This is a genomic window from Actinomyces timonensis DSM 23838 (assembly GCF_000295095.1).
GTDB classification, from domain to species: Bacteria; Actinomycetota; Actinomycetes; order Actinomycetales; family Actinomycetaceae; genus Actinomyces; species Actinomyces timonensis.
The window spans coordinates 431674-452912 of sequence record NZ_JH806632.1 but is presented as its reverse complement, the minus strand read 5'-3'; the positions used below and the strand labels follow the sequence as shown (position 1 = coordinate 452912).

The window sequence follows — 21239 nt, the reverse complement described above, 5'->3', positions numbered from 1 at the left end:
ATGCACTGGGGCCGCTCGGGCCCCCGAGGGAGCGATGGCGCTCGCCCCGCTGACCGCGGCAGGCGGACCTGGGATGCGCCGCTGCCCGCCGCCGACCTACGATGCGACCGTGAGCGACTCGATCACCAGCCCCGACATCTACGCCCCCACCGGACTGACCTACGACGACGTGCTCCTCCTGCCCAGGCTGACGGACGTCATCCCCTCCGAGGTCGATACGACCTCCCGCCTGACCCGTGGGATCACCCTGTCAACACCGCTGCTCAGCGCCGCCATGGACACCGTCACCGAGTCGGAGATGGCCATCGCCATGGCCCGGCAGGGCGGCATGGGCATCCTCCACCGCAACCTGTCCATCGAGGACCAGGCCGACCAGGTGCGCCGTGTCAAGCGCTCGGAGTCCGGCATGGTGTCCGACCCCGTGACCGTCGGCCCGGACGCCACCATTTCCCAGCTCGATGAGCTGTGCGGCCAGTACAAGGTCTCCGGCCTGCCCGTGGTGGGCCCCGGCGGCGAGCTCCACGGCATCATCACCAACCGCGACCTGCGCTTCGTCCCGGCCGAGAAGTGGTCGACGATCCGCGTGCGCGACTGCATGACCCCGCGCGAGCGCCTCGTCACCGGGCGCACCGGCATCTCGCGCGAGGATGCCAAGGCCCTGCTCGCCGAGCACCGCATCGAGAAGCTCCCCCTCATCGACGACGCCGGGCGCCTCACCGGTCTCATCACCGTCAAGGACTTCGTCAAGACCGAGCAGTACCCCAACGCCACGAAGGACGCCGAGGGCCGGCTCGTCGTCGGCGCCGCCGTCGGCTACTGGGGTGACACCTGGGAGCGGGCCACCGCCCTGGCCGAGGCCGGCGTGGACGTGCTCGTCGTCGACACCGCCAATGGCGGGGCGCGCCTGGCGCTGGAGATGATCTCGCGCCTCAAGTCCGACCCGGCTTTTTCCCGCGTCCAGGTCATCGGCGGCAACGTCGCCACCCGTGAGGGCGCCCAGGCGCTCATCGACGCCGGGGTCGACGCCGTCAAGGTCGGCGTGGGCCCGGGCTCGATCTGCACCACCCGCGTCGTCGCGGGCGTCGGCGTCCCCCAGGTGACCGCCGTCTACGAGGCCGCGCGCGCCTGCGGTCCCGCGGGCATCCCGCTCATCGCCGACGGCGGCCTGCAGTACTCGGGCGACATCGCCAAGGCCCTCGTGGCCGGCGCGGACACGGTCATGCTGGGCTCCCTGCTGGCCGGATGCACCGAGTCGCCGGGGGACCTCGTCTTCGTCAACGGCAAGCAGTGGAAGCGCTACCGCGGCATGGGCTCGCTCGGCGCGATGAGCTCGCGCGGGCGCCGCTCCTACTCCAAGGACCGTTACTTCCAGGCCGACGTCTCCTCGGACTCCAAGATCGTCCCCGAGGGCATCGAGGGCCAGGTGCCGTACTCCGGCACGCTGGCCGACGTCGTCTACCAGCTGGTGGGAGGCCTCCACCAGTCGATGTTCTACGTGGGAGCCCGCACGATCCCCGAGCTCAAGGAGCGCGGGCAGTTCGTCCGGATCACCTCCGCGGGGCTCAAGGAGTCCCACCCGCACGACGTCATGATGACTGCCGAGGCCCCCAACTACCAGTCGCGCTCCTAGGGCGACTGAGCGGCGTGGCCCTGGGACGCTGGGGCGGCGGCGCCTGGCCGGCCAGCGCGCCAGCGCCCCGCCGCCACTCGCGCCCGCCCGCTCGCACGGGCTGGCGGCGGCTCTCAGGCCAGTGCGGAGTCCGGCAGCGGCCAGGCGGTCTGCGCCCCGGGCCGGCCCGGGTTCTTCCTCGCCAGCCACTCGTTGAAGGACTCCGCCCACTGCCGGTGGTAGCGCGCCTGCACGGCCACCAGTTCCTCGGCGGGGGTGGCGGCCACCGCCGGGTGGGCGGTGAGGATCGCCTCGAGGACGTCGAGCGTGGCGATGACATCGACCTCCGCCGTGTGCAGGGCCTCATCCACCGGAACGCGGTAGACGGCGGCCATGTCCCCCAGGCGCCGCTTGCCCCGGCGGAAGCGGTCCACGGCGCGGTCGATGACCAGCGGATCGAGGATCGGCCCCAGCTCGCGTCCCAGGCGCTCGCGCATGGTGGCCAGGCCATGGCGGGAGAGCTCGGCCTCCAGGAGGGTGAGGTCATAGGAGGCGTTGAAGGCGACCACGGGGGTGCCCGCCCCCATCGCGGTGACGAGGACGTCGGAGACCTCGGCGAGGACCTCCTCGATGGCGCGCCCCTCCGCCCGCGCGCGCTCGGTGGTGATCCCGTGGACGGCGGCGGCCGCCGCCGGGATCTCGACCCCGGGATCGGCGAGCCACGTGGTGACGGACTGGGACCGCGCGCCGTCGGCCCCGCGTGGCCCGCGCGCCACCAGTGCGGCGGTCACCAGGCGCTCGCTGGTGGGATCGACGCCCGTGGTCTCGGTGTCGAATCCGAGGAGTGGTCCGGAGGCCCATGCGGCGGGTTCTGCGCTCATGGACCCAGGATGCCACTGGGCACTGACACGTATCCGGGCGCCCCGCGGGCGGTGGCCGGGAGCGCCCGTCTAGGATCGGGCCATGAGCGGTGAGATCGAGATCGGGCGCTCCAAGCGCGCCCACCAGGCCTACTCCTTCGAGGACATCGCCCTCGTCCCCTCCCGGCGCACCCGGGACGTGCGCGACGTGCGCGTCGGCTGGCAGCTCGACGCCTACCACGTCGACCTGCCCGTCATGGCCGCCCCCATGGACTCCGCGATGAGCCCCGGCAGCGCGATCGCCGTCGGCAGCCTGGGCGGCATCGGCGCCCTCGACCTGGAGGGCCTGTGGACCCGCTACGAGGACCCCTCCGAGGCCTACTCGCGCATCCGCTCGGCCGCCCCCGAGGAGGCCACGCGCGTCCTGCAGGATGTCTACTCGCGTCGCGTGGACCACGGCCTCATCGCCGAGCGCGTCGCGGCGCTGCGGGCCTCGGGCGCCGTCGTCGCGGGCAGGCTCAGCCCCAACCACACGCTCGAGCACTGGCGCGCCGTCATCGAGGCCGGCGTTGACCTGCTCATCATCCGGGGCTCCACGGTCTCGGCCGAGCATGTCTCCGGGGCCAAGGAGCCGCTCAACCTCAAGCGCTTCATCTACGAGCTCGACGTGCCCGTCGTCGTCGGCGGGGTCACCACCTACACGGCGGCCCTCCACCTCATGCGCACCGGGGCCGCTGGCGTGCTCGTCGGGCAGGGAGGCGGCGCGTCCTCCTCCATCCGGCAGGTCCTCGGCCTCCACATGCCCATGGCCACCGCCGTCGCCGATGTGGCCGCCGCCAGGCGCGACTACATGGACGAGTCCGGGGGCCGCTACGTCCACGTCATCGCCGACGGCGGGGTCGGCAACTCCGGCGACGTCGTCAAGGCCATCGCCTGCGGGGCCGACGCCGTCATGCTCGGCGCCGCCCTGGCCCGCGCCGCCGAGGCGCCGGGCGGCGGCTACCACTGGGGCTCGGAGGCCTACCACGCCCGGCTCCCGCGCGGCTACCGCACCCACGTGGGCACCGTGGGAACCCTCGAGGAGATCCTCAACGGCCCCTCCGACCGCGCCGACGGCACGCTCAACATCATGGGCGCCCTGCGCCGCACCCTGGCCACGACCGGCTATAGCGACGTCAAGGAGCTCCAGCGCGTCGGCATCGTCCTGGCCCCCTACGCCCCGAGCTGAGCGGCGCCCCGGCGCGCGACGAGCCGGTGCGCGCGTTCGGATCGCGATCGGATCGCATCGGCCCGCCCATGCGCCTGCGACGAGGCCGCCCCGTCGGGTACTGTCAGTCAGGACGCCAGCCCTCCAGCTGGTGCGCGTCAATCATGGGGCGCATACGGTCTCGAGGTGCCGCCCCTCTCATCTCATAAGGAGCCGCTCATGGCACAGGTCACCGCCACCATCGCTTCCAAGGTCGGGCTGCACGCCCGTCCTGCCGCCACCTTCGTCAAGGCCGTCGCCGAGAAGGGCGTCCCGGTCACCATCGCCAAGGAGGGCGGCGCCCCCGTCGACGCCTCCTCCATCCTGGGCGTTATGACGCTGGGCGCCGGTCACGGCGACGTCGTCACCCTTGCCTCCGAGGCTGACGGATCCGAGAGCGCCCTCGCGGAGCTCAAGGCCCTCCTCGAGACCGACCTGGACGCCTGAGGCGTCGCGGGCGGACCGCCCGCTCATCCGGCGTGGGGCGCGCACCGTGGTGGTGCGCGCCCCACGATCGTGAGAAGGGGGCACAATGGCGCCATGGACCTCACCCTGCTCGTCAAGGCTCTGGGTGCCTTCTTCGCCATTATGAACCCCTTCGTCAACCTGCCGCTCTTCCTGTCCCTGACAGCCGGCCAGGAGCCGGCCCAGCAGCGGCGGACCGCCTGGCGCACGACCCTGTTCAGCGCCCTCATGTGCGCGGTGGTCGCGGTCAGCGGCTCGGCCCTGCTGCGCTTCTTCGGGATCAGCATCGACGACTTCCGGGTCGCCGGCGGCCTGGTCCTGCTCACCATCGCGCTGGGCATGCTGAGCGGGCGCGGCTCGAGCGCGCACGAGGGCAGCAAGACGGAGAAGGCCCACGCCGTCGATTACGCCGCCGCCAACGACGTCGCCTTCTACCCCATGACCTTCCCCATAATCGTGGGTCCCGGGACCATCACCACCATTATCGTCCTGTTCACCCAGGCCGGCGGCGCGAAGGGGATCGCCGCCGTCGTGCTCTCCCTCGTCCTGGTCCTGGGGGCGCTGGGCGCCGTGCTGCACTTCTCCAGCACCATCGGGCGGCACATGTCGCTTACGCTGCGCACCATTATGACCCGGCTCATGGGGATGATCCTGGCCGCCATCGCCGTGAGCATGCTGGCAGCCGGCCTGTCCCGGCTCTTCCCCGGGCTGAGCGGCTGAAGCGCCCGGACCATCGAGCGGTGCGGACCGGCCGGCCGCGGCCTATAGGCTGGGCGGCATGACGATCATCGCGGCGGCGGACGGGTCCGCCCTGGGCAACCCCGGTCCCGCGGGCTGGGCGTGGTACGTGGACGAGGGCTGCTGGGCGGCCGGGGGCTGGCCCGAGTCCACCAACAACCGCGGCGAGCTCACCGCCGTCCTCGAGCTCCTGCGGACGACGGCGGCCGCGGGCCTGGCGGGGGAGGAGCTCCTCATCCAGGCGGACTCCCAGTACGTCATCAACTCCCTGACCAAGTGGCGCCACGGCTGGAAGAAGCGCGGCTGGCGCAAGGCCGACGGCAAGCCCGTCCTCAACGAGGACCTCATGCGCGCCCTCGATGAGGCCCTGGCCGGGCGCCAGGTGCGCTTCGAATGGGTGCGGGGCCACGTCGGCCACCCCATGAACGAGGCGGCCGACACCCGCGCCCGCGCCGCCGCCACCGCCTACCAGCGGGGCGCCGCTGTACCCAGCGGGCCGGGCTGGCCGGGGGTCGGCGCCTCCCCGACGCCGTCAGGCGCGCCCAGTGCCGACGGCTCGCGGACGCCGTCGGGGCCGACCGGCGCATCCGGGGAGCCCGCCGCGGTGCCCGGCGCCACGGCCGCTCGTCGCGCCCGCCTGCGCGCCGAGCGCGGCACGCTCTTCTGAGGGCCTCTGGCCCTTGGCCGCTGGGCGCCACCGCCTGATCGGACCTTGCCCCAGCGGACTCGACCCCCGCGCGGTTCCGGGACCGTAAACTATGGCGATGAACATCGCCCTCGCCCTTATCCCCTCGGTCCTGTGGGGCGTCATGGCCCTCCTTCTGGGAGCGTTCCCCACCGATCCCAGGCGCCAGAACACGATGGTGCTTCTTGGGGCGGGAACGGGCAGTATCCTCGCCGCCCTGCTCCTGGGCGCCCCCTGGTACGGCCGGTCCCTTGTGTGGGGCATCGTCTGCGGTCTCATGTGGACCGGCGGTCAGATCTTCATGCTGCGCGCCTACATGGCCTGGGGCGTCGCTCTGACCCAGCCACTGACCAGCGCGATGCAGCTGAGCATCAACGCGATGCTCGGCATTGTGCTGTTCGGCGAGTGGCGGGCGCCCGGGGCCATGCCCCTCGGACTGGCAGCACTGCTGCTCATCAGCATTGGCGGCACGGCTTGCTCATGGCAGGAGAAGGCCGGCGCCGGCCCGGAGCCCGATGCGGCGGCTCGCCGTCGAGGATTGATCAGCACCACGATCACCTCAGTGCTCTACGGCTCGTACGCCTCGGTGCTCCGGGAAGTGGAGGTGCCCTCCGACCACGCCCTGGGCCCGATGGGGATCGGCGTGCTCCTCGGCGCGGTCCTCACCATGGTGGTCCTGCCCAGGCGTGAGCCCATCGCGGGGCCGAGGCGCCTCCCAGCGTTCGGGGCAGGGGCCGTCTGGTGCCTTGGCAACGCCCTCATGCTGTGGGCGACGGGGAAGGTCGGGGTGGCCACCGGCTTCACGCTGTCCCAGCTCGGCTTCATCGTCGCGACCCTGGGGGCGCTCCTCATCCTCCACGAGCACCGGTCCCGCAAGGAGCTCAAAGCGACTGCCGCCGGGATCGTGGTGGCGCTCCTCGGCCTGGGCATGCTGGGGGCCGCGGCGTCGCTGTGACGCCCACGGTGGTCCTGCATAGAGTCACGGGGCGGTGACGACGGCAGCACCGCTGGCGCCTCCTCGTCGAGAGTCTCCCCAAGCCGTCCAGAGCACCCCCAGACCGTCTTGAGCACCCTGCTACGGGGTGCTTTCAACGGTCTGGGGGTGCTTCAGACGGTCTCCAGGTGCTTCCGACGGCGTGGCGTCGCCAGCGACACCCACGGCGCGCTCCTCGCTGCCCGTCTGGACGCGGGTTCGGGCAACAGACCGGGGTCTTGCGCCTCTGGACGGGGGCGCTACCGCCGTCCTGACGGGGAAGAGCCCGTCCAGAGGGCCGAACCCCCGTCCAGACAGTCACGGCAGCGGCCTATCGGGGGATGGCTCACCTGGGTTTGTGGTGGTGGTGCGGCGCAAGTGGGATCGGGAGGCGTGGGTGGGGGCAGCACCTGGCTTCAGCAGAGCGATTTCGCTGAGATCGCAACGGAAGCCCAGCGCCCAGCCAACACGGTATGTCCATGGTCCCTACTGCCCGATTAGTGAGTCAAGACGCGGGTTTGCCCCGCCATTGCAACGAAAGCCCCGTGTTCGACCAGCACAGAATGTCCGGGGATGAAGTTGGGACGAACCGACTCGGACACCGAGGAAACCCCTCGATTCCAACGAAAACCAGGCCTCGAACCAACACAAAGTGTTCTATAGGCCCTGTATGCCCCTTGCGGGGCCCGGCCGGAACCAGCGGGCCCGGCCGCAGCGGGGAGCTGCGACCGGGCCCGTTCGAGGAGCCGCCGTGGTCGGCGTCGGGAAAGCCTCAGATCAGCCTTGAACCAGGGTCATCGCTTGACGCGCGATGGCGAGCTCCTCGTTGGTGGGAACCACGAGTACGGTGACGGTGGATTCCGGAGTCGAAATGATACGCGCCTCGGAGGACCGGAGGGCATTCGCCTCGCCGTCGATCCGGACCCCCATGTACGCCAGGCGCTCGCAGAGCTCGGCGCGCAGGTTCGCGTCGTTCTCACCGATGCCGGCCGTGAAGGTCAGGGCGTCGAGGCCGCCCATGACGGCGGTGTAGGCGCCGACGTACTTGACCAGGCGGTGCATGTAGATGTCCATGGCCTCACGGGCCTGGGCCTCGCCCGACTCGATGCGCGCCCACACGGCGCGCATGTCGTTGTCGCCGCTCAGGCCCTTCATGCCGGACTCGCGGTTGAAGAGATGGTCGATCTCGTCGACGCTCTTGCCCGCCACGCGCGCGAGGTGGAAGACGGCCGCAGGGTCGATATCGCCTGTGCGCCCGCCCATGACGAGGCCCTCCAGCGGGGTCAGGCCCATGGAGGTGTCCTTGGCGTGCCCAGCGACGACGGCGGAGGCGGAGGCCCCGTTGCCCAGGTGGAGGACCACCTGCTTGAGGTCGTCACGGCCGAGCGTGTCGGCGACGACGCCCGAGACGTACTGGTGGGACGTGCCATGGGCGCCGTAGCGGCGGATCTCGTAGGTGTCGGCCACCTCCCGGTTGAGGGCGTAGCGGGCCGCCTCCTCGGGCAGGTCCTGGAAGAACGCGGTGTCGAAGACGGCGACGTGCGGGACGTCGGAGAGGAGCTCGCGGCCCACCTCGATGCCCTTGAGGTGGGCGGGGTTGTGCAGGGGGCCGAGCGGCACGAGCTTCTCAATGGTGGCCACGACGTCGTCATCGATGAGCGCCGGGCCGGAGAAGTACTTGCCCCCCTGGACGACGCGGTGGCCCACGGCCACGATGTTCGCCTCGGCGAGGGCCGGGCCCTTCTCATCGAAGAGGCGCAGCACCTCTTTCAGCCCGGCGCCGTGGTCGGGCACGGGCTCGGTCAGCTCGGTGACGTCCTCGCCGTGCTTGTGCTTGATGGCGCCCTCGGCCTCGCCGATGCGCTCGACGAGCCCTGAGGCCGGGGAGGCGCCGGAGTCCGGGTCGACGAGCTGGTACTTGATGGAGGAGGAGCCGGAGTTGATGACGAGGACGGTTCGGGTGGTCATGTCTGCCTTTCGTGGGGGGAGGGGGAGGGGTGGGGCCGCGGTGGCCGGTCAGCCCTGGGCCTGGACCGCGGTGATGGCCACGGTGTTGACGATGTCCTCGACCAGCGCCCCGCGGGACAGGTCGTTGACGGGCTTGTTGAGCCCCTGGAGGACCGGGCCGACGGCGACGGCGCCCGAGGAGCGCTGGACGGCCTTGTAGCCGATGTTGCCGCTGGACAGGTCCGGGAAGATGAAGACCGTGGCCTTGCCGGCCACCGCCGATCCCGGGGCCTTCTTCGCCGCGACGGTCGGGTCGATGGCGGCGTCGTACTGGATGGGGCCCTCGACGGCGAGCTCGGGCGCCTTGGCGCGCACCAGCTCGGTCGCCTCGCGGACCTTGTCCACATCCGCGCCCTGGCCGGAGGTGCCGGTGGAGAAGGACAGCATGGCCACGCGCGGCTCGACGCCGAACTGGCGGGCCGTCTCGGCCGAGGAGATGGCGATATCGGCGAGCTGCTCGGCGGTGGGCTCGGGGTTGACGGCGCAGTCGCCGTAGACGAGGACGCGGTCCTCCAGGAGCATGAGGAAGACGGAGGAGACGATGGAGGTCCCCGGCTTGGTCTTGATGATCTGGAAGGACGGGACGATCGTGTGGGCGGTGGTGTGCGCGGCGCCGGAGACCATGCCGTCGGCGTCGCCCATGTGGACCATCATGGTGCCGAAGTAGGAGACGTCCTGGACTTTCTCGCGCGCCTGCTCCAGGGTGACGCCCTTCTTGGCGCGCAGGCGGGCGAACTCGGCGGCGTACCTCTCCAGCAGCTCGGGGTCCGAGGGCGAGACGACGCGCGCGGCGGAGATGTCCAGGCCGAGCTCGGCGGCCCGGGAGCGGACCGTGGTCTCGTCGCCCAGCAGGACGATGGCGGCGATGCCCCGGCGCAGGATGGCGTCGGCGGCCTCCAGGACGCGGTCGTCGTCGGGCTCGGGCAGGACGATCGTGGTGGTGCGGGCCTTGGCGTGCTCCACCAGCTCGGCCTGGAACATGATCGGGGTGACGACGTCGGAGGGCTCCACCTCGAGGGCCGCCATGAGGGAGGCGATATCCGCCTCCTTCTCGAAGGCGGTGATGGCGACGTCGAGCTTGTGCTTCGAGGCGGTGGCCAGGTAGCCCTTGACCGAGCCGGCCGCGGAGGCGGCGGCGTAGGTGTCCATCGGCGAGGTGATGATCGGCAGGGTCAGTCCGAGGCCCTTGACGATGCTCAGCGCGTGCGGGGCGACGTCGAAGCCTCCGTTGAGCACGAGGCCGGACAGCGTGGGGAAGGTGGAGGAGGCCTGGGCGGCCGCCAGCGAGATGAGCACGGCGGAGCGGTCGGCCGGCACGATGACGAGCTGGCCCCCCTTGAGGTGGTCGAGGAGGTGGGAGACGTCCATGGCGCCGATGAGGACGGACTCGGCCTCGCGCTCGAGCAGGGCGGTGTCGCCGGAGATGAGGGTGCCGTCGACGGCGTCGAGGATCTCCCCGACCGACGGGGCCGACAGGAGGGGCACCTCGGGCAGGGTGGAGGCGGTGACGCCCTCGATGCCGCCGAGGGCCTCTGCGATCGCCTGCCGGGAGGCCTCGGGGCAGCGGTTGGCCAGGACCGCGGCAGTGCGCCCGAGGTTGTCGGAGATCTCCGCCATGGAGACCTCGACGCTGGCGCGCACCTCCTCGGGGGAGCCCTCGCCGGAGACGACGAGCAGCATGGGGGCGCCGATATTGGCGGCGACGCGCGCGTTGAAGGACAGCTCGGGGTTGCCCGCGACGTCGGTGAAGTCGGAGCCGTCGATGATGACGACGTCGTGCTCGCGGGCGACAGCGCGGTAGGCGTCGACGATCCGTGGCAGCGCCTCCTCGGGGTCGGCGTGGAACTCGTCCCAGGTGACGCCGACGCACTGCTCGGCGGGCAGGGACGAGCCGGAGTGGGCCAGGAGGAGGTCGAGGAAGGGGTGCTCGTCGCGCGAGTCCACGAAGGGGCGGAAGACGCCGACTTTGGCGACGACCTTCGCGAGCACGGTGACCAGGCCGAGGGCCACCGTCGACTTGCCGGTTCCTGCGTTGGGGGATGCGATGTAGATGCTGCGCGCCACGGTGCTGGTCCTTCTCTCATCTCGACGTCGAGCGGCGGCGCCGGTCGGCGGCCGGCACTTCATGACCGATTGTGCCCCTCTCGGCGCCCGAGGGCGACCAAAGTCCCTCAACCGGTTGTTCCCCGTGCCTGTGGGAACACCCACAGGCCGCTCATAGGAGCTGGAGAGGCTGTGGCTCAGGCGATGAGGGGGAGGGCGGCGACGATGGTGAGGATCATGACGATGGGGTCGAAGACGCGCTGCGGCATGCGGTCGGCCAGGAGCCTGCCGGCCAGCGCCCCCACGAGCACCGCCGGGATGAGCTCCGCGACGAGCGCCAGGACGGAGGGGTGGATGATGCCCAGGGCGATGCTGAAGGGGAGCTTGGTGAGGTTGACCAGGAAGAAGAACCAGGCGGTCGTCCCCAGGAAGGCCTTGACCGGGTAGCGGCAGGCCAGGAAGTACAGGCTCGTCACGGGGCCGCCCGCGTTGGCGACCATCGTGGAGAATCCGGCCAGCGCCCCGTAGACCATGCGGGCGATGGGGGAGGAGCCCGCCCGGGAGGCCGAGCCCGTGCCATCGGCGGGGCTGGCTCCCGCGCTCGCGGCCTGGGGCCCCGGGCCCCGGCCACGTCGCCTGCCGCGGCCCCGCTGCGCGAGTGTGACGACGATGAGGATGATGAGCAACCAGCCGATGACGCGGCGCATGAGGTCATCGGAGGCCATGCGCAGGAAGAGCGCGCCGAGCAGCACGCCGACGACGACGGCGGGAACGAGCCGCCTGAGCATGGCGGCGTCGGCGTCGCGCCGGTAGGTCCAGATGGCGGGGAGGTCGCCGGTCAGGAGCAGCAGGAGCATGACGCCGGTGGACTCCTTGGCGGGGAGCACCTGGGCGAACATGGCCACGGCGATCGTGGTGACGCCGGGCAGGGCGGTCTTGGACAGGCCCACGAGCAGCGCCCCGACGAGGAGGAGCGCCCAGGCGGCCGCCGGCCCCGTGGTGGCGGCGTCGGGGAGGAGGCCGACGGCGGGCGCGGCCACGAGCGCTGAGGAGAGAAGGGGTGCGTTCATGGCTGGCCCGCCGTCGGGTGAGAAGGGTGGATAGGAGGATCGATCAGGACGCTACGCCCTGGTCATGGTGCGCGCTCAGAGCTTGGCGGCGGCCGCCAGGAGGTTCGCCGCGGAGAGCTTGAGGCCCTCCACGTTGCCGTACTCGGCGTCCTCATGCTCGATATTGACGTTCATCTCCGGGTCGACCTCGGCGATGGCGCGCAGGAACTCGGCCCAGTAGTCGGCGTCGTGGCCCAGGCCGAAGGCGACGAAGCGCCAGGCGGGGTCCTCGGGCCAGGCGTTGCACCAGTAGCCGTAGGCCACGGGGACCTTGCCCTCCGCCTCGGCCGGAACGTGGCCGAAGTCGGTGTCGAGCACGCCGCGGTAGGCGGCGCCGGGGAAGATCTTGGTGTCCTTGGCGTGGACGTGGCCGATGAGCCTGCCCAGGCGCTTCGTGGCGGCGATGGGGTCCATCTGCTGCCAGAAGAGGTGCGAGGGATCCATGTTCACCTTGATATTGGTGGCGCCGGTCTCCTCGACGAGCCGCTCGAAGGCGGGCACGTTGAAGATGAGGTTGCGCGGGTGGAGCTCCAGGCAGACCTGCACGTCGTTGTCCCGGGCCAGGGCGTCGATCTCCTTGAAGAAGGGGACGACGACGCTCCACTGGTAGTCCAGGATCTCCATGTCAATGCCGTTCCAGGGGTTGACCACCCAGGTCGGGTACTTGGCGGTGGGGTCGGTGCCCGGCGTGCCGGACATCGTGACGATCTCGCCCACCCCCAGCGCCCCGGCCAGGCGGATGGCGTTGCGGATGTCCTCGGCGTGCTTGAGGCCCTCGTTGGGCAGCGGCGAGGTGGGGTTGCCGGAGGTGTTGAGGCCCGAGAGCCTCATGCCGCGCTCGGCGAAGATCCCGAGGTAGTCCTCGCGGGCCGCCTGGGACACTAGCAGAGCGTCGACGGGGCAGTGGGGCGAGGGGATGAAGCCGCCGACGTTGACCTCCGCGCCGGTCAGCCCCGCCTCCTTGAGGACGTCGAGGGCGGCGGTCAGGGGGCGGTCGGACAGGCAGGCGGTGTAGGCGCCGTAGTTCAGTGCCATGGTGGGTGATCTCCTTCGATCAAGTGGTGGGTTGCTGGTGGCTCGGGCGGAGGCGCTCAGAATCCGGAGACGTCGACGGCGGCGCCGCCGCTGGCGGCAGATCGCGCGATGGCGTCGGCGATGCGCATCTCGCGGTATCCGGCCGCGAAGGTGGCGCAGGGCGGCAGGGCGCCCTCGCCCGTGACGCCGGCGACCTGCTGGAGGAAGGCGTGGGCCTGGTAGGTGAACTGCTCGATCTGGGTCAGCCCCACCCCGCCGAAGGCCATCGAGGAGCCGCGCCCGAAGTAGGGGAAGTCCGGGTTGACCAGGACCCGGCGCGCGCCACCCAGGCCCGCGGGGGAGTTGACGTCGTCGACCTTGATCTCGCCGCAGCGGGCGAGGTCCCAGGAGGCCCGGCCCTTGGAGCCCAGCACGTCCACCATGAGGGAGTTGGGCAGGCCCCAGGCCACGCGCGAGCAGGAGAAGGTGCCGATGGCGCCATTGGCGAAGGTCGCGGTGAAGGTGGCGACGTCGTCGTTCTCCACGTCCTCGTAGACGGCGTTGGTGGTGTCCAGCGCGGTGCCGCGGGTGACGTGGCCGGCCGCGACGGGGCGCTGCTTGATCGAGGTCATCATGGCCGCGCCCGACACACTCACCAGGGGCCCGCAGATGGTCTCCGCGGTGTCGATGAGGTGGCTGCCGACGTCGCCCAGGGCGCCCGAGCCCATGGGGCCCTTGTAGCGCCAGGCCATGGGGGTGGTGGGGTCGGCGCCGTAGTCGCACCAGTAGCGGGCGTCGAAGTGGTTGATCTCGCCCAGGTGCCCGGTGTCCACGAGCTTGGCGAGCTCGGCGACGGCGGCGTTGCGGCGGAAGGTGAAGCCGGTGGCGGTGACGACGCCGGCGCCCCCATCCACTGTCCGGATGGGGGCGCCGTCGTGACCCGCGGCCGCTGAAGGAGCCGCGCGCGGCCGGGGCCGGGCGGAATGCTGGGCTCAGGCCTTCAGGAGCGTCGACTCGATGTAGGCGCGCGCCTTGCGGGCGTACTCCAGCGGGTTGGCGATGGCCGGGTCCTGCTCGGCCTCCACGAGGATCCAGCCGTTGTAGCCGTGGTCCACGAGGAAGCGGTAGGGCTCGGTGAAGTCGATGGTGCCGTCCCCGGGCACCGTGAACATCCCTGCCAGGAAGGAGTCGAGGAAGGAGCGCTCGGCAGCCTTGGACTCCGCCATCTTCTCGGGGCGCACGTCCTTGAAGTGGACGTGCTTGACGCGGTCGATGCAGGCCTCGAGAAGGCCCATGACGTCGCCGTCGCCCACGTAGGCGTGACCGGTGTCGAACAGGAGGGAGACCTTGGCGGGGTCGGTGGCCTCCATGAGGCGGATCGTCTCGGCCTTGGTCTGGACGACCGTGCCCAGGTGGTGGTGGTAGACGAGCTCGAGGCCGTGGGCGTGCGCGATGTCGCCCAGGCGGTTGAGGCCGTCGGCCAGGACGTCCCACTCCTCGTCGGTCAGGGAGGGCTTGTTGGTGAAGATGCAGACGTCGCGCTTGCCCTGCACCGAGCCGGTCTGCTCGGAGACCACCACGCGGGTGGCGCCCAGGTACTCCAGGTAGGCGCAGGTGGCCTCGAAGTCCGGGATGACCGCCTCGACGCCGTCGCGCACGATGAAGGAGGAGAACCACTGGGCGACGATCTTGATGCCCCGGGCGTCGGCGGCGGCCTTCACCTCCTCCTTGGGCGGGAAGAAGCCGGCGCACTCGGTTCCCCGGTAGCCGGTGTCGGCCAGGTCCAGGAGCATGTCCTCCAGGGTGTTGAAGGCGCCGACCTCGGGGATGTCGTCATTGCGCCAGGTGATCGGGTGCATGCCCCAGGAGATGCCGTGGGGGTCGGAGATGGCGGTCGCTGGATCGAGGGTGAAGGACATCATTGCTCCTTTTCGCGGTGGTGCGGCGCCGTCGGTGGCGCCTGGGCGGACCCGCGAGGAGGGGCTCGCGGGTCCGCTGCGGCAGGGGTGCCGCATTTGTCAGGACAAGTGTAGGGCGTGAAGGCGGCGCTGGGGCCGTCAGGAGTAGCGCTCCTCCATCTCGTGCTCGATCTGCTCCAGGGACTTGCCGGAGGTCTCCGGCATCATCTTGAGCAGGATGAGCGCGATGACGAGGTTGAGGACGCCGTAGATCGTGTAGGTGATCCCGCCGCCGAGGCTCTCCATCATGCGAGGGAAGGTCCAGGTGATGATGGCGTTGGCGATCCACATGCAGAACACGGCGGTGCCGTTCATGATGCCGCGGACATTGGCGGGGAAGATCTCGCCGAGCATCGTCCACACCACGGTCCCGTTGGAGGACTGGACGATGAGCATGAACACGGACATGAGCCCAAGGATGAGGTAGGCGGCCCAGGAGGGCGGCGGCGTGCCGTTGTCCATGTGCGGGGCGATGAACATGGTGAAGGTGGCGGCGATGCCCAGCAGGCAGATGCCCACGCCGGTGACGTCGGCGATGAGGATCTGGCGGCGGCGGAACCGCATGATGAGCCAGATGCCGATCGCCGAGCCGATGACGCTCATGACGCCGTTGGCCACCTGGGCGGTGATCGCCGAGGCGGAGGACATGCCGGCGTACTCCAGGACCTTGGGCGCGTAGTACATGACCGTGTTGACGCCCGTGGTCTGGTTGACGATCGCCAGGAAGATGCCGACGAGCATGAGCTTGCGCAGCCATGGGGTGTTCCAGACGTAGCCGAGTCCCAGGTGCTTGGACTGGATCTCCAGCTCGTGCTGGCGGGCCTCGGCGATCTCCATGAGCTCGTCCTCGAGCGGGCCGTCCTTGGCCTCGTCACGCACCCGCTTGAGGGCGCCGATGGCGTCGTAGAGGCGCTCCTTGGCCACGTACCAGCGCGAGGACTCGGGCATGAGGCGGATGCCGATCCACAGCGCGACGGCGGGGATGGAGCACAGGACGAGCATGTAGCGCCAGGTCTCACCGTTGCCGTGCGAGATGACGAGCTGGTTGAGGAACTCGTGGTACTCGGCCGACGACAGCGTCCCGCCCTGGGAGGACTGGAGGTGGGCGAGGTTGTCGAAGGACTGCTCGCCGAGGCTGACCAGGCCCGAGCCCGAGGGATCGGCCTCGATGGTGATCCTCGGGCCGCCGCTGGCCGCGCTGATGGCGGCGTTCATGGCGAAGGCGAGGAGCTGGCCGGTGACGATCATGAGCTGGTCGATGGCGACGATCGATCCGCGGATGCGCTTGGGCGCGGTCTCGGCCAGGTAGACCGGCACTGTGGCGGAGGCGCCGCCGACGGCCAGGCCGAGGACGAAGCGGGCGATGTACATCAGCCAGATGTTGGGCGCGGTGGCGGTGCCGAGCGCGCCCAACAGGAAGACTATGGCGAGGATGGTGATGTTGTGGCGGCGCCCGTAGCGGTCGGACAGGCGACCGCCGAAGAGCGCGCCGAGGGCGGCGCCGATGAGCAGCGTGCCGCCGATCGCGCCCTCCTGGCCGCTGGTGAGCTGGAGCCCGGCGGCGTCGTGGGGCATGTACATGTAGGGCAGCGCCCCGGAGATGACGCCGGTGTCATAGCCGAAGAGAAGCGAGCCCAGGGTGGCGACGGCGGCGACCGCGCCGATGCCGCGGTGCTTGCCCGACGGCGGGGTCTCGGCCACCGCCTGGCGCATCTGGTCCGTGGTGATGCCTCTGAGCGAGAGGCCGTTGCTGGTCTGACTCATGGATGGTTTCCTTGGATGGTCGGCTCAGGGCCGGGGGATGAGGAGATGGGCGGGATCGCCCGGATGGCCCCGTCCTGGCGACGATGCCGGGGGAGTGGGGCCGCCGGCGGAGGGCCGCCGGAGGAGTGGGGGCGCGTCTCAGCGGTCGAAGGTCGTCGCGCCGTCGACGCGCGCCACCTCGTGCCACTGGCCGTCGGCCGCGGAGGCGACGATGGCCTCGTCGACCTCGGCCGCGCACCAGGCGTCGGCCGCCGACGGGGCGATCTGCTCGCCGGTGATGACGGACTCGATGAACTGCGCCGCCTCGACGGACTTCATGTCGTCGAAGCCCATGGAGGTGCCGATGGCGGGCTGGTAGCGGTGCCACTGCCCCCACGCGGGGTTCGCCATGGCGCGGGTGTAGCCGTGGGTGGGGCCGCCGTCGATGCCGACGCAGACCTCGAGCTCGTTGAGGCGCTCGAAGTTCCAGCGGGCCGAGCCCTCGGTGCCGTAGACCTCGACGACGTACTCGGCGCGCGGGCCCACGGAGACGCGGGAGGACTCCATCGTGCCGATCGTGCCGTCGTCGAAGCGGACGAGCATGGCCACGTAGTCCTCGTTCTCCACGGGTCCGACCTCGTCGCCGATCTCGAAGCCGGAGTGGCCGATGCCCATCTTCGTGGGGATGGGGCGCTCGGTGATGAAGGTGCCAGTGGCCGCCGTGACCGAGGAGATGCGCCCGACGACGTACTGCGCCAGGTCGGCTCCGTGGCTCATGAGGTCGGGGACGACGCCGGCGCCCGCCTTCTCGCGCGAGGCGCGCCAGGTCAGCGGGCCCAGGGGGGAGGCGTTGTAGTCGGCGATGAACCACACGCGCACATTGGTGATGCGGCCGAGCTCGCCGCCGCGCACCAGGGAGCGCAGGTACTCGATCGCCGGGGTGTGGCGGTAGTTGAAGCCGACGGCGGTGACAAGGTCCGCCTTCTCGGCGGCCTGGGCGATCTCGCGGGACTGTGTGGCGCTGACCCCCATGGGCTTTTCGATCCAGAAGGGCTTGCCGGCCTTGACGGCCGCAATGGCCATCTCATGGTGGAGGAAGTTGGGGGCGCAGATGGAGACGGCCTCCACCTCGGGGTCGGCCAGCAGATCGTGGTAGTCGGCGTAGGCGCGCTCGAAGCCCAGATTGTCCACCGCCTCCTGACGCACCTGGTCCACCGGATCGGCGGCCGCAACCAGACGCGGGACCACGCCCAGCTCAGGGAAGCGCTCGGCGATGGCGCGGTAGCTGCGGGCATGGAGCCGCCCCATCCATCCCAGGGAGATGACTCCGAGGCCCAATATTCTCTTGTCGGTCATAACGTTCCTTTCCGACAACACTGTCGGCTGCTGCGTGTGTGGAAGTACGTCCGGAAGACCCGGGAAGCACCCGTCGTTAATGACGTCACAGGAACATATCAGAGCGACTTTGTCCTGACAAGATGAAAGTTGGATGAAAGTTCATCCAATGTGACCCGGGATGTTGGTCGGACCTGCCCGAGTGGCCTTCATCCGCCTGCCGGTGCAGGGTGCGCGCTGCTCGACCGTATCGCGGGTGCGGTCCAGGCGGGCTGATTGCGGGCCTACGAGTGGCCATCTACCTGCTGAAACGGCGTCGTCGGATAGGATGGGGCGAACGGTGCCCGAGGTCGGGTGCCGGGTCTCGCGCAACGTGCGGGATCGGTAGGCACAACGGTGTGGGAAGGGAGGCGTCTGCGGTGAAGGAACTTCGAGGGCGCGGTGGCAGGGTCACGATCAGGACCGTGGCCGAGCACGCCGGCCGTTCCATCTCCACCGTCTCGGCGGCACTCAACGGCTCCGACGGCGTCGCCGAGAAGACCCGCGAGGAGATCCTGCGCATCGCCGCCGAGCTCGGTTACCAGGCGGACCCGCGCGCCCAGTTCCTGCGCCGCAGCCATACCGGGCTCATCGGGGCCAGTTTCGCCATCGGGCAGGCCTATCAGGGGCTCGTCGTGGACGGGCTCTACCAGGCGGCCTCCAACCTGGGGCACGGTCTGGTCCTGGCCACCTCCACCCCGCACCGGGACGTGGCCGATGGACTGCGCGCCCTGCTGCTGGAGCGCTGCGAGGGGCTCGCCCTCGTCGACCCCGATATCCCGGTGGATGCCCTGGCCCGCATCGTGGGTCGTACTCCGGCGGTCGTCATCGGTACCAGCACCGAGTTGAGTGACGTCGACGAGATACACTCCCGCGACGACGTCGGCATCCAGCTGCTCGTCGATCATCTCGCAGGTACCGGGCGGCGTCGTATCACCCATGTGGACGGTGGGGAAGAGACCGCGGCGAAGCGACGGGTCGAGCGCTTCGGCCAGGCCATGGAGCAGCGCGGACTGGGGGGCACCATCCGGGTGGTGCCCGGGGGAGGCGATGAGAACAGTGGTGCCAGAGCGGTCCACCACCTCATCGAGTCCGGTGAGCTGCCCGAGGCCTTGCTGTGCTTCAACGACCATTGCGCCGTGGGGGCTCTCATGGAATTGCGCCGTCAAGGCGTACGCGTCCCGCAGGACGTGGCTGTCACCGGCTATGACGGCATCCCGGTGACAGCGGCTACGGCCTTCTCTTTGACCACAGTGCGTCAGAATGCCGGTCTCATCGCCGAGGTGGCGGTGCGGGCGCTGCTGACCCGCATGCACCCGGATCAGGATGGCCGGATCCCCGCGGAGGTGGCCTGCGAGGACCGGCGCCTGGGCGGCCGCCTCTATCGGGTGGTGCCCGACCTGGTCGTCCGGGACACGACGGCCCGCGCTGCGTGAACCGTGGGAGTCGAAGCGTGAGCGCCGGAGCAAGCCGCGTACCGCTGGCCGCATCTGAGGCCGCAGGTCGGAGCGTGGGTGGCGTACGGTGATGCCGACCATCATGCCAATACCGTGGGGCGCAGGCCCCCGCATACTGGGACAGGAACCATGATCAACGGAGAACTCATCGACCTGGTCGCCGGCGACTACGAGGCGCGCATCGCCTCATCGGGCGCCATGCTCGTTCATCTGCGACGGCAGGGACGCGGCCTCATCATGCCCTTCGACGCTGAGGCCACGTTGCCCGCCGGCTGGCAGGGCAAGACCCTGCTGCCGTGGGCTAATCGCATTGCCGGGGCCCGCTACGACTACGGCGGAACCGAGTTCCTCGTGGCCTGCAACGAGCCTGCCAGCGGCTCCGCCCTCCACGGCCTGGCCGGCTGGATGGACTGGCAGGTCGCCGACGACGACCCCTCCGGCCCCGACGACGGCGCCCCCCGCAGCCGCGTCGTCCTGGAGCTGAGCCTGCTGGCCTCCTACGGCTACCCCTGGAGTCTGGAGGCCAGCGCCTGCTTCGAGCTCGACGCCGAGCGCGGACTGAGCGTGACCGTGACCGCCACCAACGTCGGTGCGGCCCGCCCCGCCCCGCCGGTCCCCGGCGCGCCGGAGGTCAAGGGTGAGCCCGCCCCCGCTCCCTACGGCGTGTCCTGCCACCCCTACCTGACGCGCTCGGTGCCCCTGGACGACTGCGTCCTGACCATTCCGGCTGCCGAGGTCCTCGACGTCGACGAGCACATGGCGCCCACGAGCCTGCGCAGCGTGGAGGGCACCGACTGGGACTGGCGGGGCGGCCGGCTCGTCGGGGCCACCCAGACGGACAATGCCTACACCGCCCTGCCCGAGGGCACCTGGGAGGTGAGCCTGCGCGGCGGGCAGGGGAACCGCGCCGTCGTCATGAGCTCGGACGTCCCCTGGGTGCAGGCCTACACCGCCGACGAGCTCTCCCGGCCCGGCGTGGCCATCGAGCCCATGACCTGCCCGCCCAACGCCTTCAACAGCGGGGAGGACCTCATCGCCCTCAAGGTGGGGCAGTCCCACTCCTTCACCTACCGTCTCCACGAGGTGGCTCTGTCAACTTCGATTGGCCCCATGGTGACGGTCTGTTCTGGCCCCATGTCTACCCGGAGACCGGCTTGACCGAATCTTCACATTCCCTTGCCCCGACCTTGGTGTGGGGCTTCGAGGCTTGTGGCCATGACCTCGAACGAGAACTCTTCCCGTACCGTGCCGCTGGTTGCCCTGGGTGTCGGCACCATCGCAGCTGCCGCCCTGGCCCTGGCCGCCCCTGACCTGACCTCCGGGTCGGGGATGGAGGGCATGCCGATGACCCACTACATGGGGCTGTTGGCCGTGCGTCAGCCGTGGAACCTGCTGTTGTTCATGGCGCTTCCGGTCGTGCTGGCCGAGACGCTCGCGATCACCGAGTTGGTGATGCTGTTGGCTCGTCGGGGTGAGCGTCCGGCGCCGGGATGGGTGACGAAGGTGGGCCACTGGGCCGGGTTGCTGGCCGGGCCGGTGTGGGTGTTCATCGGCCTGCACCTGCTTATCACTGCCGTGGTTCCGCTGACGGTCAATGGTGGCTGGCGTGGCCCCGCGGACGTGATCGCTGTCCTGTCGTACCTGGCCGGTGGCGTGCCGATGCTGGTGATCAGCCTGCTGGAGGCCGAGCTCTTGGGCCGCGACGAGACCGGGCGCCTGCGCCTGCACGTGGCGATGGTGGCGGTGTTCCTGGTGGTGGCCCACGTCGCGATGATCTTCGGCATGCTCGACCCTGCCGTCATGGGCTATTCGCCGAAGGCGCCGGCCTCGGTGCAGCACGACATGGGCAGCATGTCCGGCATGAACCACGACATGGGTGGCATGACGGACATGGACCACTCGACGATGATGCCCAGCTCCGCCCCGTCGAATTGATCCCCGGCCGGGTCCGTGGTGAG

Annotated in this window: 18 protein-coding genes; 9 read left to right on the top strand and 9 right to left on the bottom strand. The window is 70.4% G+C overall.

The window, feature by feature from the left end; genetic code table 11:
* The first annotated feature begins 73 nt into the window (after nucleotides 1–73).
* Nucleotides 74–1630, top strand: a complete 1557-nt coding sequence (gene guaB / locus A1QA_RS0102015; protein ID WP_017177266.1) for an IMP dehydrogenase — start codon at nucleotides 74–76, stop codon at nucleotides 1628–1630.
* A 113-nt stretch (nucleotides 1631–1743) separates the two neighbouring features.
* Here guaB and A1QA_RS0102010 read toward each other — a convergent pair whose 3' ends face one another.
* Complete coding sequence (locus A1QA_RS0102010) at nucleotides 1744–2490, bottom strand: exonuclease domain-containing protein (RefSeq protein ID WP_017177265.1); 747 nt, start codon at nucleotides 2488–2490, stop codon at nucleotides 1744–1746.
* Between the two features lie 82 nt (nucleotides 2491–2572).
* Here A1QA_RS0102010 and A1QA_RS0102005 point away from each other — a divergent pair, with 82 nt between their 5' ends.
* The 5 genes from A1QA_RS0102005 (at nucleotide 2573) to A1QA_RS0101985 (ending at nucleotide 6558) form a co-directional block, all read left to right on the top strand.
* A complete protein-coding gene (locus A1QA_RS0102005) occupies nucleotides 2573–3697 on the top strand; it encodes a GuaB3 family IMP dehydrogenase-related protein (protein ID WP_017177264.1) in 1125 nt (374 codons plus the stop codon).
* 198 nt (nucleotides 3698–3895) lie between these two features.
* A complete protein-coding gene (locus tag A1QA_RS0102000; RefSeq protein WP_017177263.1) occupies nucleotides 3896–4162 on the top strand; it encodes an HPr family phosphocarrier protein in 267 nt (88 codons plus the stop codon).
* A gap of 93 nt (nucleotides 4163–4255) precedes the next feature.
* The gene (locus A1QA_RS0101995; RefSeq protein ID WP_017177262.1) at nucleotides 4256–4900 is read left to right on the top strand and encodes a MarC family protein; all 645 of its coding nucleotides are present in this window, start codon (nucleotides 4256–4258) and stop codon (nucleotides 4898–4900) included.
* Between the two features lie 58 nt (nucleotides 4901–4958).
* The gene (locus A1QA_RS0101990) at nucleotides 4959–5585 is read left to right on the top strand and encodes a ribonuclease H family protein (protein WP_017177261.1); all 627 of its coding nucleotides are present in this window, start codon (nucleotides 4959–4961) and stop codon (nucleotides 5583–5585) included.
* 97 nt (nucleotides 5586–5682) lie between these two features.
* Entirely contained in the window at nucleotides 5683–6558 is an 876-nt protein-coding gene (locus A1QA_RS0101985) for a GRP family sugar transporter (protein ID WP_154652191.1), read from the top strand.
* A 795-nt stretch (nucleotides 6559–7353) separates the two neighbouring features.
* On the opposite strand, the gene A1QA_RS0101980 is transcribed toward A1QA_RS0101985, so the two are convergent.
* The 8 genes from A1QA_RS0101980 to A1QA_RS0101945 form a co-directional block, all read right to left on the bottom strand.
* Entirely contained in the window at nucleotides 7354–8544 is a 1191-nt protein-coding gene (locus A1QA_RS0101980; RefSeq protein ID WP_017177259.1) for an acetate/propionate family kinase, read from the bottom strand.
* 48 nt (nucleotides 8545–8592) lie between these two features.
* Nucleotides 8593–10647 (bottom strand): phosphate acetyltransferase, encoded by a 2055-nt coding sequence (gene pta / locus A1QA_RS0101975; RefSeq protein WP_017177258.1) that lies wholly within the window; start codon nucleotides 10645–10647, stop codon nucleotides 8593–8595.
* A 176-nt stretch (nucleotides 10648–10823) separates the two neighbouring features.
* Complete coding sequence (locus A1QA_RS0101970) at nucleotides 10824–11696, bottom strand: sulfite exporter TauE/SafE family protein (RefSeq protein WP_051000501.1); 873 nt, start codon at nucleotides 11694–11696, stop codon at nucleotides 10824–10826.
* Between the two features lie 75 nt (nucleotides 11697–11771).
* Nucleotides 11772–12770 (bottom strand): sugar phosphate isomerase/epimerase family protein, encoded by a 999-nt coding sequence (locus tag A1QA_RS0101965; RefSeq protein ID WP_017177256.1) that lies wholly within the window; start codon nucleotides 12768–12770, stop codon nucleotides 11772–11774.
* A 56-nt stretch (nucleotides 12771–12826) separates the two neighbouring features.
* Nucleotides 12827–13663, bottom strand: coding sequence for a Gfo/Idh/MocA family protein (locus A1QA_RS13080; protein WP_017177255.1), 837 nt, complete (start codon nucleotides 13661–13663; stop codon nucleotides 12827–12829).
* A gap of 78 nt (nucleotides 13664–13741) precedes the next feature.
* The gene (gene iolE / locus A1QA_RS0101955) at nucleotides 13742–14668 is read right to left on the bottom strand and encodes a myo-inosose-2 dehydratase (RefSeq protein WP_026048607.1); all 927 of its coding nucleotides are present in this window, start codon (nucleotides 14666–14668) and stop codon (nucleotides 13742–13744) included.
* Nucleotides 14669–14806: 138 nt separating this feature from the next.
* Nucleotides 14807–16471: an MFS transporter gene (locus A1QA_RS0101950; RefSeq protein WP_017177253.1), complete on the bottom strand. Its 1665-nt coding sequence runs from the start codon at nucleotides 16469–16471 to the stop codon at nucleotides 14807–14809.
* A 138-nt stretch (nucleotides 16472–16609) separates the two neighbouring features.
* Complete coding sequence (locus A1QA_RS0101945) at nucleotides 16610–17806, bottom strand: Gfo/Idh/MocA family protein (protein ID WP_017177252.1); 1197 nt, start codon at nucleotides 17804–17806, stop codon at nucleotides 16610–16612.
* A 398-nt stretch (nucleotides 17807–18204) separates the two neighbouring features.
* On the opposite strand from A1QA_RS0101945, the gene A1QA_RS0101940 reads away from it, so the two are divergent.
* The 3 genes from A1QA_RS0101940 to A1QA_RS0101930 all read left to right on the top strand — a co-directional run bounded on the left by A1QA_RS0101940 (nucleotide 18205) and on the right by A1QA_RS0101930 (nucleotide 21216).
* The gene (locus A1QA_RS0101940) at nucleotides 18205–19260 is read left to right on the top strand and encodes a LacI family DNA-binding transcriptional regulator (RefSeq protein ID WP_026048606.1); all 1056 of its coding nucleotides are present in this window, start codon (nucleotides 18205–18207) and stop codon (nucleotides 19258–19260) included.
* A gap of 150 nt (nucleotides 19261–19410) precedes the next feature.
* Complete coding sequence (locus A1QA_RS0101935) at nucleotides 19411–20439, top strand: aldose-1-epimerase (protein WP_017177250.1); 1029 nt, start codon at nucleotides 19411–19413, stop codon at nucleotides 20437–20439.
* A gap of 57 nt (nucleotides 20440–20496) precedes the next feature.
* The gene (locus tag A1QA_RS0101930) at nucleotides 20497–21216 is read left to right on the top strand and encodes a DUF6803 family protein (protein WP_008733373.1); all 720 of its coding nucleotides are present in this window, start codon (nucleotides 20497–20499) and stop codon (nucleotides 21214–21216) included.
* Nucleotides 21217–21239: the final 23 nt, after the last annotated feature.

Bases quoted from the DNA above. Each gene is read 5' to 3' on its own strand.
- guaB (WP_017177266.1), top strand. From the start codon at position 74: ATGCGCCGCTGCCCGCCGCCGACCTACGATGCGACCGTGAGCGACTCG.
- A1QA_RS0102010 (WP_017177265.1), bottom strand. From the start codon at position 2,490: ATGAGCGCAGAACCCGCCGCATGGGCCTCCGGACCACTCCTCGGATTC.
- A1QA_RS0102005 (WP_017177264.1), top strand. From the start codon at position 2,573: ATGAGCGGTGAGATCGAGATCGGGCGCTCCAAGCGCGCCCACCAGGCC.
- A1QA_RS0102000 (WP_017177263.1), top strand. From the start codon at position 3,896: ATGGCACAGGTCACCGCCACCATCGCTTCCAAGGTCGGGCTGCACGCC.
- A1QA_RS0101995 (WP_017177262.1), top strand. From the start codon at position 4,256: ATGGACCTCACCCTGCTCGTCAAGGCTCTGGGTGCCTTCTTCGCCATT.
- A1QA_RS0101990 (WP_017177261.1), top strand. From the start codon at position 4,959: ATGACGATCATCGCGGCGGCGGACGGGTCCGCCCTGGGCAACCCCGGT.
- A1QA_RS0101985 (WP_154652191.1), top strand. From the start codon at position 5,683: ATGAACATCGCCCTCGCCCTTATCCCCTCGGTCCTGTGGGGCGTCATG.
- A1QA_RS0101980 (WP_017177259.1), bottom strand. From the start codon at position 8,544: ATGACCACCCGAACCGTCCTCGTCATCAACTCCGGCTCCTCCTCCATC.
- A1QA_RS0101970 (WP_051000501.1), bottom strand. From the start codon at position 11,696: ATGAACGCACCCCTTCTCTCCTCAGCGCTCGTGGCCGCGCCCGCCGTC.
- A1QA_RS0101965 (WP_017177256.1), bottom strand. From the start codon at position 12,770: ATGGCACTGAACTACGGCGCCTACACCGCCTGCCTGTCCGACCGCCCC.
- iolE (WP_026048607.1), bottom strand. From the start codon at position 14,668: ATGTCCTTCACCCTCGATCCAGCGACCGCCATCTCCGACCCCCACGGC.
- A1QA_RS0101950 (WP_017177253.1), bottom strand. From the start codon at position 16,471: ATGAGTCAGACCAGCAACGGCCTCTCGCTCAGAGGCATCACCACGGAC.
- A1QA_RS0101945 (WP_017177252.1), bottom strand. From the start codon at position 17,806: ATGACCGACAAGAGAATATTGGGCCTCGGAGTCATCTCCCTGGGATGG.
- A1QA_RS0101935 (WP_017177250.1), top strand. From the start codon at position 19,411: ATGATCAACGGAGAACTCATCGACCTGGTCGCCGGCGACTACGAGGCG.
- A1QA_RS0101930 (WP_008733373.1), top strand. From the start codon at position 20,497: ATGACCTCGAACGAGAACTCTTCCCGTACCGTGCCGCTGGTTGCCCTG.